Origin of the sequence: Pseudomonas sp. TWP3-1 (genome assembly GCF_049896625.1) — a bacterium.
In the GTDB taxonomy this organism is placed as follows: Bacteria; Pseudomonadota; Gammaproteobacteria; order Pseudomonadales; family Pseudomonadaceae; genus Aquipseudomonas.
Genome location: NZ_JAFCUQ010000002.1, coordinates 142,898 through 155,363, shown reverse-complemented (window position 1 = coordinate 155,363; position 12,466 = coordinate 142,898). Strand labels below are relative to the sequence as shown.

The window sequence follows — 12,466 nt, the reverse complement described above, 5'->3', positions numbered from 1 at the left end:
TCAGCGCACGCGCACGTAAGTACCGGGCGCGGCCTCCATCGGTGGGTAGTTGGCGTTGCCGAGAGTCATCTGGGTTTCGTGTTGGGCGCCGGAGCGTTCCTGAATCCAAGTCAGCCACTGCGGCCACCAGCTGCCGTCAACATGCTTGGCGTCGTAGTACCAGGCGCGCGGATCGCTGCTCAGTTTGCCGTTCTCGACGTAGTTGGCCTTCGGGTTGTTCGGCGGGTTGAGAATGCTCTGCACATGGCCGCTGTTGGACAGCACGAAGCGCTTCTCGCCGCCCAGCAGCAGGGTCGAGCGATACACCGCGTCCCACGGCGTGATGTGGTCGTTCATACCGGCGACGCTGAAACTGTCGACCGTGACTTTCTGCAAATCGATTGGCGTGCCGCACACCTCCAGTCCACCCGGATGGGTCAGCGGGTTGTGCTTGAAGAAGTCCAGCAGATCGCCGTGCAGCGCGGCGGGCAGGCGCGTGCTGTCGTTGTTCCAGTAGAGGATGTCGAAGGCCGGCGGTTCTTTGCCCAGCAGGTAATTGTTGACGAAGTAGCTCCAGATCAAATCATTGGGGCGCATCCAGGCGAACACCTTGGCCATGTCGCGACCGTCGAGCACACCCTTCTGATACGAGCGACGCTTGGCCGCTTCGATGGTTTGTTCATCGGCAAACAGCGTGGCCGGAGAGTCCATCTGGCTGTCCAGCAGGCTCACCAGATAGGTCGCGCTGGCGACCCGCCGCAGTTGCCGTTTGGCCTGCAAATGCCCTTGCAGCGCGGCGATGGTCAGCCCGCCGGCGCAGGCGCCCATCAAATTGACTTCGCGGGCGCCAGTGATCGCCCGGCAGATGTTCATCGCTTCTTCGACGGCCTCGACGTAAGTCGACAGACCCCATTCGCGATGGCGCACATCCGGGTTGCGCCAACTGATCATGAACGTCTGCAAACCGTTTTTCAGGGCGAACTGAACGAAGCTGTTGTGCGGGCTGAGGTCGAAAATGTAGTACTTGTTGATTTGCGGCGGCACCACCAGCAACGGCTTGGCGTACTGCTTTTCGCTCATCGGCTTGTACTGGATCAGCTCAAGCATCTCGTTGCGAAACACCACCGAGCCAGTGGTGGTCGCCACGGTTTTGCCAACCTCGAACGCTTGCTTGGTGACCTGGCGTGGCAGGCCATCGTTGTGCAGCATGTCATCGAACAAATGGCTGAAACCGCGCACCAGGCTGTGCCCGCCGGAGTTAAACAGCTCCTTGAGCGCCAGCGGATTGAGCAAGGTATTGGACGGCGCCACCGCATCGTTGAGCAGGGTGAAGGCGAAGTGCGCGCGGGCGCGATCGTCGGGGGTCATGTTGCTGTCGTCGATCCAGCTCTTGGCCTGTTTCTGCCAGGCCAGATACGCCTGCAAGCTGCGCCGGTAAAACGGGTTGAGACTCCACGCCGGATCGGCGAAACGCGTGTCCTGCGGGTTGGTCGGATGCAGGGTTTCACCGAGCAGCACGCGTCCGAGCGCGCTGCCGAATTTCAAGGCGTGTTTGGCACTGTGCAGCGGATTGCGCAGGCCATGGGCGGCGACGCTGCGCAATGTCGAAATCAGATCGCGGCCACGCAGGCCGGTCATCGCACTCTGTGCATTGATAAACACGGCGGGGCTGGGCACAACGCCCGTCGCTGGTTTGTCGCGCATGACTCAACACTCCTTCGTCTTCAGGCCAAAAACAAACACACCGAACCAGAACACCATAGACGCTGTTACGGGTTGTTGCCTGCGCAGCGTCCTGCCACGCACTTTGCAAAAATCCATCCAATACAGCTGCCGGAGCCGTTTATCCGCCCAGCGGAGTCGGATGTGGATGCATCACTGCACGCTGACGTTCTTCCTGGAGGAACTTCATGATGATCGGCGCCACCGCTTCGGCGCGGGTGATCAGGAACAGATGGCCGTCATCGATGATGTGCAACTGTGCGTTGGGAATGCGCCAGGCGAGCATGCGCATGTTGATCAGCGGGATCAGCGGATCATCGTCACCGGCCAACACCAGCGTCGGTTGATGGATCTTGTGCAGCCAGTGAATGCTGGTCCAGCCAAGGCCGGCGAACAGTTGCCAGTAGTAGCCAAGCTTGCCCGCCGAACGCACCTTCGCCGCATGGCTTGCCGCTAACGTCGGATCGCGACGGAACGCGCCGCCGTAGATCATCGGCGCGATGCGAATCACGTGTGACGGCTGAATGTAACGGCGCGGGCTGGCCATCATCCACAGCACTTTCGGCTTGCCCGGCACCATCACCGCGCCTGCCGCTGTCGCCGCCAGAACCAGCTTCTTGCAGCGCTCGGGATAGTCGTAGGCGAACTGCTGCGCCAGCGCGCCACCCCAGGACACGCCGATCACGTTGACCTGTCCGTAGTCGAGGTAATCGAGCATCCGCGCGGTAAGCTTGGCCAGTCCGGGAAAGCGGTACGGCCGATTCGGCGTCGAAGAGCCGCCGACACCGGGCACGTCGAAGGCGATCACTTCCAGATCCGGGTCCAAAGCCGCGACGAACGGAAACACCAGCTCCAGGTTGGCGCCGATGCCGTTGAAAATCAGCAAGGGCGTCAAGTGAGGCTTGCCGGGGCGTACTGCGGTGCGGAGGGTCTGGCCATCCAGCTCGACAGTACGAAAAATAAACGGGTGCGGCATGCGTCAGGCCCTGTGGATTTAAGGTCACCGCGCCCCTGTGTAGGAGCGCGGTGTGTCAGTTACCGCTCATGTACATAAGTGCCCGGCGATGCTTCGCCCGCCGGGTATGCCTTGTTGCCCAGTTTGGTCGGTGCCTTCTTCAATTCGCCCGCGCGCGCGGCTTGCCACGCCTGCCAGTGCAGCCACCAGGAATCGGTGTGCTTGGTCGAATTCGCCTGCCAGTCATCGGCGTTGGCGGCCATGCCTTCGCTGGTCATGTAACGCGATTTCGGATTGCCCGGCGGGTTCAAAATGCTTTGTATATGGCCGCTGCTCGACAACACGAATTCAACCTTGCCGCCAAACAACTGCGCCGACTTGTAGCAGGACTTCCACGGCGTGATGTGGTCGTTGGTGCCGGCCAGCGAGAAGATGTCGGCGGTCACCTGCTTGAGGTCAATCGCAGTGCCGCACACTTCCAGTGCATTGGAGCGGATCAGTGGGTTGTTTTTGAACATCTCGATCAGGTCGCCGTGGAACGCTGCCGGCAAGCGGGTCGTATCGTTGTTCCAGAACAGGATGTCGAACACCGGCGGCTCGTTACCGAGCAAGTAGTTGTTGACCCAGTAGTTCCAGATCAAATCGTTTGGACGCATCCAGGCGAAGACTTTCGCCATGTCTTTGCCTTCGAGCACGCCGGCCTGATACGAATGGCGCTTGGCGGCTTCAAGGGTTTGCTCGTCGACGAACAGCGCTACGTCGCTGTCGAGGGTGGTGTCGAGCACGCTGACCAGCAGCGTCAGGGCGTTGACTTTGTTCTGGCCGAGCGCGGCGTAATGGCCGAGCAGGGCGGTGCAGGTGATGCCGCCGGAGCATGCGCCGAGCATGTTGATGTCTTTGCTGCCAGTGATCGCGGTGACCACATCGACTGCTTCCTTCAAGGCATCGATGTAAGTCGAGAGGCCCCACTCGCGCTGTTCCTTGGTCGGATTGCGCCAACTGACAATGAAGGTCTGCACGTTATTGCGCAGGCAGAACCGCGCCAGGCTCTTGTCCGGGCTCAGGTCGAATACATAGAACTTGTTGATCTGCGGCGGCACCACCAGCAGCGGGCGCTCGTGCACTTGCTCGGTGATCGGCTTGTACTGGATCAGCTCCAGCACGTCGTTGCGAAACACCACCGCGCCTTCGGTGACACCGAGGCTCTTGCCGACTTCGAACGCGCCCATGTTGACCTGGCTCGGCATGCCACCGTTGTGTACCAGATCCTTGGCCAGATGCGAGAGCCCGTCGAGCAGGCTTTTGCCGCCTGTTTCGAAGAAGCGTTTGACCGCTGCGGGGTTGGCCGCGCTGTTGGTCGGCGCCATGGCTTCAGTCATCAGGTTGATCACGAAGTGCCCGCGCGCAATGTCTTTGGGCGTCAGGCTGCTGTCGTCAATCCAGGCGTGGAGTTCCTTGCGCCACGCCAGATAAGTTTGCAGATAGCGTTTGTACAGCGGGTTCTGACTCCACGCCGGATCGGCAAAACGACGGTCATCGCCAGCCGGTTGCAGTTCGGATTTGCCGAATAGCACGTTCTTCAATTCGAGGCCGAAGTGAGTGACGTGTTTGACACTATGGATCGGTTGTTTAATGGCCTGGGTCAGCACCATTCGAGCAGAGGCCAGCAGATCCTTTCCGCGTAGCCCAACGACGGGATTAAGCCCCAGGGTGTTTTCCGAGGCTTGGTACTTCAAGTCATCGTTATTCTTGTTACTCATCTACGACGCTCCATTGTCCTGAGACGAGTACCCGGTTTTCTGCTGTGCAGTTCCACAGCCAATGCCAGGTACTACTGCTCGGGTGACCGTTGATTCTGCATAGCTGCTTTACAGTCGTAGAGCACTGCAGGGAACTTGCCAGCTCCATTGGTTACCCGAGTTTAATTTTTTTCGCAAGCAGCCGATCCTGGCCGCCGGTGCGGAGCATTCAATCAGATGAATTTAGAAAATGCCCTCTAAAGAGCAGGAGGTGCGGACTAGAGCATCAGCTTGACGATCGACTCGTTCGGATCGCGGGTTTTCCCGGCAGCTTTTAGCTCAGCGAGATAATCGGCCCAGAGTGCGTCATGACGTCGCCCCAGCTCGTAGAGATATTCCCAGGTGAACAGACCACTGTCGTGACCGTCGTCGAAGGTCAGTTTCAGTGCGTACTGACCGGCCGGTTCCAGCTTGCTCAGACCAACGTTGAGCTTGCCGAATTGCAGGATCGGTTTGCCGTGGCCCTGGACCTCGGCGGAGGGCGAATGCACGCGCAGGAATTCTGCGGGCAGGGTGTATTCCTCGCCGGACGCGTAGGTGAGCGTCAGGGTTTTCGAGGCTTTGTGCAGTTTGATGTCGGTGGGGATCATGACCAGGTATCCGTCTTGTGCGAAAACTTGTGGGAGCTAGCCTGCTAGCGATTGCGATCAGTCATTCAACACATCAGTTGAATGACCCACCGCCATCGCCAGCAGGCTGGCTCCCACAGTTTCACTGCATCTGTAAGATTGCTTACAGGATATAACGGGACAGGTCTTCGTTCTCCGCCAATTCGCCGAGGTGGCTGTTGACGTATTCAGCGTCGATCAGGATCACCTTGTCATCATGCGCGCTGGCCAGATCGCCGGCGCTGAACGAAACCTCTTCGAGCAACCGCTCAAGCAGCGTGTGTAGACGACGGGCACCGATGTTCTCGGTCTTTTCGTTGACCTGCCAGGCGATCTCGGCGATGCGCTTGATACCTTCGGGCTTGAACTCGATGTTCAGGCCTTCGGTCTTCAGCAGCGCGCAATATTGCTCGGTGAGCGAGGCATGCGGTTCGCTGAGGATGCGTTCGAAGTCTTCCGGGCTCAGGGCCTTGAGTTCGACGCGGATCGGCAGACGACCTTGCAGCTCCGGCACCAGATCGCTCGGCTTGCTCAGGTGGAACGCACCGGAAGCGATGAACAGGATGTGGTCGGTCTTGACCATGCCCAGTTTGGTGTTGACGGTGCAGCCTTCGATCAGCGGCAGCAAGTCACGTTGCACGCCTTCGCGGGACACATCGACGCCACCGGAATTGCCGCGCTTGGCAACCTTGTCGATTTCGTCGATGAACACGATGCCGTGCTGCTCGACCGCTTCCAGCGCCTTGGCCTTCAACTCTTCGTCGTTGACCAGACGCCCGGCTTCTTCATCGCGCACCAGCTTCAGTGCTTCTTTAACCTTGAGCTTGCGCGCCTTCTTCTTGCCTTTGCCCATGTTGGCAAACAGGCTTTGCAGCTGGTTGGTCATCTCTTCCATGCCCGGAGGCGCGGAAATATCGACGCCGGCCATCTCGGCGACTTCGATTTCGATTTCCTTGTCATCCAGCTGACCTTCGCGCAGGCGCTTGCGGAACAGCTGGCGGGTGTTGGAATCCGCGCTCGGCGCTTCTTCATTGCTGAAGCCCATGCGTGCCGGCGGCAGCAGGGCGTCGAGAATGCGGTCTTCGGCGGCGTCTTCGGCGCGGTGGCGAACCTTGGTCATTTCCTGTTCGCGCAACAGCTTGATTGCGGCGTCGGCCAGATCACGAATGATCGATTCGACGTCACGGCCGACATAGCCGACTTCGGTGAACTTGGTCGCTTCGACCTTGATGAACGGCGCGTTGGCCAGTTTCGCCAAGCGACGGGCGATTTCGGTTTTACCGACACCGGTCGGGCCGATCATCAGGATGTTTTTCGGGGTCACTTCAACGCGCAGCTCTTCCGGCAGCTGCATGCGGCGCCAGCGGTTGCGCAAAGCAATCGCGACGGCGCGCTTGGCATCGTCCTGGCCGATGATATGGCGATTGAGTTCGTGAACGATTTCGCGGGGAGTCATGGACATAATAGTTGGCGGTCCTCAAGCAGAAACAAGCCGTGGCGCAGGGGCCAAATCAGGCTTCTTCAGCGAGATCCTGCTCCTCAATGGTCTGAGTGTGGTTGGTGAATACACAGATGTCGCCGGCGATGCCGAGCGCAGTCTCGACGATTTCGCGGGCCGACAGATCAGTCTTTTTCAGCAGCGCGCTGGCAGCAGCCTGGGCGTAACCGCCGCCGGAACCCATGGCGATCAAGCCGTTTTCCGGCTCAACCACGTCACCGTTGCCGGTGATGATCAGCGAGGCGTCTTTGTTGGCCACCGCGAGCATGGCTTCGAGGCGGCTCAGGGAACGGTCGGTGCGCCATTCTTTGGCGAGTTCGACAGCGGCGCGGACCAGGTGGCCCTGATGCTTCTCGAGCTGGCCTTCAAAGCGTTCGAACAAAGTGAAGGCGTCAGCGGTGGCGCCGGCAAAACCGGCGATGACCTGGCCGTGGTACAGGCGACGCACTTTCTTCGCGTTGCCTTTCATCACGGTGTTGCCAAGAGAAACCTGGCCGTCGCCGCCCATGACGACTTTGCCGTGGCGGCGGACTGAAACGATGGTGGTCAAGGGAAGAGTCTCCACGCAGCGAGGCGAAAATGCCTGATTCCCATTCATATGGGGGTGGTGGAGAAGATTTCAACTGTGGCGCGGGGGAGGGGACGAGCGGTGTGGTGATGGGATACAAGCCCATGTGGCGAGGGAGCTTGCTCCCGCTCGGCTGCGCAGCAGTCGCAAACCCTGCGATCCCGGTCTGTCTGATGCACCGAATTCACAGAGTTTGGGGGCGCTTCGCACCCCAGCGGGAGCAAGCTCCCTCGCCACAATGTCCGCCGAACTGTTTAGGTTCAGCTTTGGATCAGCGGCTCTGGCGTTGTTGTAACAACAGGTTGCTAAAGCCTGCGCCGGCCAGTTGTTTCTGCGCTGTGGTCAGCTGTTCGCGGTTGCTGAACGGCCCGACCAATACGCGATACCAGGTTTCCTCTTTCACCGTGCCGGATTCAACCGCCACCGCCTGCCCGAGCAGAATAATCTGCGCGCGCACTTTGTCCGCGTCAGCTTCTTTGCGGAACGAGCCGGCCTGCAGGAAGAACTTGGTCACCGGTGCCGCTTTGCTCACTGGCGGTGCTGGCGGCGGGGTGATCCCGGCCAGTGCAGCCTGAGCGCGTGCAGTGTCGATCTTCGCCGCTTCCGCAGGCGTTACCGGCGTCGTCGGGATTGCCGGCACTTGTGGCGTCGGCAGGGTTTTCTCCGGCACAGCGTCCGGCGGCACGATCACTTCCGATTCCGGCAGCAGGGTGTAGAAGTCGTACTTCGGCTTCACTGGTTGCGTCGGGCTCGGCGGGGTCTTGTTGGCCTCGGCGATCTTGCTGGCTTTCTGTTGTTGCTGTTGCTCGAGCTTTTCACGCTTGACCGCGTCGCTGCCCTTGCCCGGTTCCAGTTTCATCAGAAACACGATGAACGCGCCGACCGTCAGGCCGATGGCCATCCACAGCCAGCCCGGAATCGGTTGCTTTGCAGGAGCTTGGTAACGGCTGGCGCCACGCTTGGGTGCAGGTTTTTTCTTGGCAGCCAACTTACATGCGCTCCAGGGTTTCCAGGCCCAACAACTCCAGGCCTTGCTTGAGGGTACGGCCGGTCAGCGCGGCGAGGCGCAGACGGCTTTGCATTTGCGCCGGGGTTTCTGCAGCCAGAATCGGGCAGTTCTCGTAGAAGCTGGAGAACAGGCCGGCGACGTCGTACAGGTAGGTGCACAGCGTGTGCGGCGTGCCTTTTTCCGCGACGTTGTTCAGCACTTCGCCGAACTGCGCCAGTTTGGCTGCCAGTTCGTGTTCGTGCGGCGCTTCGAGAACGATCTGGCCGTCGACTTCGCTGAAATCCTTGCCCAACTTGCGGAACACACCAGCCACGCGAGTGTAGGCGTACAGCAGATACGGCGCGGTGTTGCCTTCGAAGTTGAGCATCAGGTCGAAGTTGAAGCTGTAGTCGCTGGTGCGGTGTTTCGACAGGTCGGCGTATTTCACCGCGCCGATGCCGACCACTTTGGCAATGTTGCGCAGTTCGTCTTCAGCCAACGTCGGGTTCTTCTCTTTCACCAGACTGTAGGCGCGTTCCTGAGCTTCGGTCAGCAGATCGATCAGCTTGACGGTGCCGCCATCACGGGTCTTGAACGGACGGCCATCGGCGCCGTTCATGGTGCCGAAGCCCATGTGTTCCATTTCCATCGGATGGGTCACGAAACCGGCCTTGCGCGCCACGGCGAAGACTTGCTGGAAGTGCAGGGCCTGGCGCTGGTCCACGAAGTACAGCGCGCGATCAGCTTTCAGTTGGCCGCTGCGATAGCGCACGGCGGCCAAGTCAGTGGTGGCGTACAGATAACCGCCGTCAGCCTTGACGATGATCACCGGCAGCGGGTCGCCATCGGCATTCTTGAACTCGTCGAGGAACACGCACTGCGCGCCGTTGCTTTCCACCAGCATGCCAGCGGCTTTGAGGTCGTTGACCACGTTGACCAGGTCGTCGTTGTAGGCACTTTCGCCCATCACGTCGGCCATGGTCAGTTTGACGTTGAGCAGTTCGTAGATCTTCTGGCAATGCGACAGCGAGATGTCCTTGAACTTGGTCCACAGTGCCAGGCACTCGGCATCGCCGGCCTGCAACTTGACCACCAGACCGCGGGCGCGGTCGGCGAATTCCGGCGACTCGTCAAAGCGCTGCTTGGCGGCGCGGTAGAAGTTTTCCAGGTCAGAGAGCTCGTCGCTGGTGATCGGGTTTTCCTGCAAGTAAGCCATCAACATGCCGAACTGGGTGCCCCAGTCGCCAACGTGGTTCTGGCGGATCACGGTGTCGCCGAGGAACTCGAGAACACGGGCCACGCCGTCGCCGATGATGGTCGAACGCAAGTGACCGACGTGCATTTCTTTAGCGAGGTTCGGTGCCGACAAGTCGACCACGGTACGTTGCGCAGGACCGGCCTTACGCACGCCGACATGGGCGTCGGCCAGAGCGGCGTCGAGGCGCGAGGCCAGCGCTTGGGTGTTCTGGAAGAAATTGATGAAGCCTGGGCCTGCGATTTCAGCCTTGGTGACGTTCTCGTCGGCTGGCAGTGCGGCGATGATTTTTTCCGCCAGATCGCGCGGCTTCATGCCCGCCGGTTTGGCCAGCATCATCGCGATGTTGCTGGCGAAGTCACCGTGGGTCTTGTCGCGGGCGTTTTCCACCTGGATCGCCGGCGACAGGCCTTCAGGCAACACACCTTCGTTGACGAGTTGGGTGATGGCTTGTTGGATCAGCTGGCGAATGGTGTCTTTCATGGTCTTCTCTTTCGACCGCAAGCGCGGCGGCGCATCAATGCGCGGGTGGAAAAACTGGGCATTATCCGTTGCGAAGACGGGCTTGCCAACCTTAGCAGGCAGGTTATGGATATGTGGTGACAAATCGATGGGCGATTATCCTGTGGCGAGGGAGCTTGCTCCCGCTGGGGCGCGAAGCGGCCCTGAAATGTGCGTCTGCTTCGCAGCCGAGCGGGAGCAAGCTCCCTCGCCACAGATTCAGGGTCAATACAAATCGACGGGATCAACATCCAGCGACCAACGCACCGCGCGCCCGCTCGGCATCTGTTCCAGCACCAGCAACCAACTGGCGAGCAATCGATGCAACGGTGCGCGAGCCGTCGCCTGCAACAACAACTGCGCACGATAACGCCCGGCGCGGCGTTCCATCGGTGCCGGCACTGGCCCGAGCAACTCGATGCCAGTCAGATTCTGCTCCGCCAGCAAACGCTCGGCCGCGCTGCACGCCTCATCGAGAAAGCCTTCGGCCTGCCCCGGTTTATGCGCCTCGGCGCGCAGTAGTGCCAAGTGAGCAAACGGCGGCAGCCCGGCCGCACGGCGCTCGCTCAACGCCTGTTCGGCGAAAGCGAAGTAACCCTGCTCGGTTAACTGCACCAATAAAGGATGGTCGGCCAGGTGCGTCTGAATGATCACCTTGCCCGGCTCTTCTGCACGGCCGGCACGCCCCGCTACCTGCACGATCAACTGCGCCATGCGCTCGCTGGCGCGGAAGTCGCCGGAAAACAGTCCGCCGTCGGCGTCAAGGATCGATACCAGTGTTACTCGCGGAAAGTGGTGACCCTTGGCCAACATCTGCGTGCCGACCAGAATGCACGGCTGACCCTTCTGAATCGTCGCGAACAACTGATTCATTGCGTCTTTGCGCGAAGTGCTGTCGCGGTCGACGCGCAGCACTGGATAGTCCGGGAACAGAATCGCCAGTCGTTCCTCGGCGCGTTCGGTGCCGGCGCCTACCGGGCGCAGGTCGACCTTGTTGCACTTCGGGCACTGGCGGGGCGTACGTTCGACGTAGCCGCAATGGTGGCAACGCAGCTCGCCATGGCGCTGGTGCACGGTCATCCGCGCATCGCAGCGCTGACACTCGGACATCCAGCCGCAATCGTGGCACAGCAAAGTCGGCGCGAAGCCACGACGGTTGAGGAATACCAGCACCTGCTGCCCCTTCGCCAGGGTCTGACCGATCGCTTGCTGCATCGGCCCGGAAATACCGCTATCCAGTGGACGACTTTTCACGTCCAGTCGCAGGAAGCGTGGCTGCTTGGCGCCGCCGGCGCGCTCGTTCAGGCGTAGCAGGCCGTAGCGGCCGGTGTAGGCGTTGTGCAGGCTTTCCAGCGACGGCGTCGCCGAGCCGAGCACGATCGGAATGTTTTCCTGCCGCGCGCGTACCAGCGCCAGATCACGCGCGTGGTAGCGCAAACCTTCCTGCTGTTTATACGAGCCGTCGTGTTCTTCGTCGATAATGATCAGCCCGGGATTTTTCATCGGGGTGAACAGCGCCGAACGGGTGCCGATAATAATGTCGGCCTCGCCATCGCGGGCGGCGAGCCAGGCGTCGAGGCGTTCGCGGTCGTTGACCGCGGAGTGAATCAGCGCGATGCGCGCATTGAAGCGCTGCTCGAAACGCGCCAGCGTCTGCGGGCCGAGGTTGATCTCCGGGATCAGCACCAGCGCCTGCTTGCCGGCCTCCAAGGTTTCGCGGATCAACTGCAAATACACTTCGGTCTTGCCGCTGCCGGTGACGCCGGCCAGCAAGAACGCATGATAACTGTCGAACCCGGCGCGGATCGCTTCATAAGCAGCGCGTTGTTCGCTGTTGAGCGGCAATTCCGGTTGTGCCAGCCAACGCTCGTGACGCGCGCCCGGCGCATGCCGGCGGATTTCCACCTGCACCAGATTTTTCGCCAGCAGCAGATCGAGGCTGTCCTTGCTCAGCATCAGTTTGCTCAGCAACTGATGGGCGACGCCGTGCGGATGCTGGGCCAGCGTGGCCAGGGCTTCACGCTGACGCGGCGCACGGGCGATGCGTGGATCATCCAGGCTGGCGCCGGGGGCGGCCGACCAGAAGCGTTCCTGGCGTGCTTCGGCCAATTCGCCTTGACGCAGCAGTACCGGCAGCGCCCAGCTCAAGGTGTCGCCGAGGCTGTGCTGATAATACTGCGACGTCCACAGGCACAGCTTGAACAGCGCTGGCGGCAGCGGCGCGGTCGCGTCGAGCAGGGCCAGTGCCGGTTTGAGCTTTTCCGCTGGCACTTCGCTGGTGTCGGTGACCTCCACCAGAATCCCGATCATCTCGCGTCGCCCGAACGGCACCCGCAGGCGCATGCCCGGCTGCAACTGCTCACGCAGCACGCCGGCCGGTGCTCGATAATCGAACAGACGGCGCAAGGGCGAAGGCAGGGCGAGGCGCAGGATGGCGTCGGGCACGCGGGGGGATCTCTTTGGGCGGATGGTCGAAGAAGGGCCGGAGCCTAGCAGACGGTCGGTCTCAGTGACAGCTTGCGTCATTGCAAAGGTCTGGTAGAATCCGCGGCCTAATTACGTGCGGTATTCAACAATAGTGTTGGATGGCGGC

Annotated in this window: 9 protein-coding genes; all 9 read right to left on the bottom strand. The window is 60.8% G+C overall.

What is annotated here, in order from left to right; genetic code table 11:
* Complete coding sequence (gene phaC / locus ACP7BN_RS03860) at positions 1 to 1,683, bottom strand: class II poly(R)-hydroxyalkanoic acid synthase (protein WP_426201770.1); 1,683 nt, start codon at positions 1,681 to 1,683, stop codon at positions 1 to 3.
* A 139-nt stretch (positions 1,684 to 1,822) separates the two neighbouring features.
* Positions 1,823 to 2,677 carry a poly(3-hydroxyalkanoate) depolymerase gene (gene phaZ / locus ACP7BN_RS03855; RefSeq protein WP_420646886.1) on the bottom strand — a complete coding sequence of 285 codons (855 nt, stop codon included), beginning with the start codon at positions 2,675 to 2,677 and terminating at the stop codon, positions 1,823 to 1,825.
* A gap of 59 nt (positions 2,678 to 2,736) precedes the next feature.
* A complete protein-coding gene (phaC, locus tag ACP7BN_RS03850) occupies positions 2,737 to 4,416 on the bottom strand; it encodes a class II poly(R)-hydroxyalkanoic acid synthase (RefSeq protein ID WP_426201768.1) in 1,680 nt (559 codons plus the stop codon).
* A gap of 257 nt (positions 4,417 to 4,673) precedes the next feature.
* Positions 4,674 to 5,045, bottom strand: a complete 372-nt coding sequence (locus ACP7BN_RS03845; RefSeq protein WP_426201766.1) for a gamma-butyrobetaine hydroxylase-like domain-containing protein — start codon at positions 5,043 to 5,045, stop codon at positions 4,674 to 4,676.
* Positions 5,046 to 5,187: 142 nt separating this feature from the next.
* Positions 5,188 to 6,525 (bottom strand): ATP-dependent protease ATPase subunit HslU, encoded by a 1,338-nt coding sequence (hslU, locus tag ACP7BN_RS03840; RefSeq protein WP_426201764.1) that lies wholly within the window; start codon positions 6,523 to 6,525, stop codon positions 5,188 to 5,190.
* Positions 6,526 to 6,574: 49 nt separating this feature from the next.
* On the bottom strand, positions 6,575 to 7,111 hold the full coding sequence (gene hslV, locus ACP7BN_RS03835; RefSeq protein ID WP_420646890.1) for an ATP-dependent protease subunit HslV: 537 nt from the start codon (positions 7,109 to 7,111) through the stop codon (positions 6,575 to 6,577).
* 289 nt (positions 7,112 to 7,400) lie between these two features.
* Positions 7,401 to 8,117: an SPOR domain-containing protein gene (locus ACP7BN_RS03830; RefSeq protein WP_420646891.1), complete on the bottom strand. Its 717-nt coding sequence runs from the start codon at positions 8,115 to 8,117 to the stop codon at positions 7,401 to 7,403.
* A 1-nt stretch (position 8,118) separates the two neighbouring features.
* Positions 8,119 to 9,855: an arginine--tRNA ligase gene (argS, locus tag ACP7BN_RS03825; RefSeq protein WP_426201762.1), complete on the bottom strand. Its 1,737-nt coding sequence runs from the start codon at positions 9,853 to 9,855 to the stop codon at positions 8,119 to 8,121.
* A gap of 243 nt (positions 9,856 to 10,098) precedes the next feature.
* Positions 10,099 to 12,318: a primosomal protein N' gene (locus ACP7BN_RS03820; protein WP_426201760.1), complete on the bottom strand. Its 2,220-nt coding sequence runs from the start codon at positions 12,316 to 12,318 to the stop codon at positions 10,099 to 10,101.
* Positions 12,319 to 12,466: the final 148 nt, after the last annotated feature.

Bases quoted from the DNA above. Each gene is read 5' to 3' on its own strand.
- phaC (WP_426201770.1), bottom strand. From the start codon at position 1,683: ATGCGCGACAAACCAGCGACGGGCGTTGTGCCCAGCCCCGCCGTGTTT.
- phaZ (WP_420646886.1), bottom strand. From the start codon at position 2,677: ATGCCGCACCCGTTTATTTTTCGTACTGTCGAGCTGGATGGCCAGACC.
- phaC (WP_426201768.1), bottom strand. From the start codon at position 4,416: ATGAGTAACAAGAATAACGATGACTTGAAGTACCAAGCCTCGGAAAAC.
- ACP7BN_RS03845 (WP_426201766.1), bottom strand. From the start codon at position 5,045: ATGATCCCCACCGACATCAAACTGCACAAAGCCTCGAAAACCCTGACG.
- hslU (WP_426201764.1), bottom strand. From the start codon at position 6,525: ATGTCCATGACTCCCCGCGAAATCGTTCACGAACTCAATCGCCATATC.
- argS (WP_426201762.1), bottom strand. From the start codon at position 9,855: ATGAAAGACACCATTCGCCAGCTGATCCAACAAGCCATCACCCAACTC.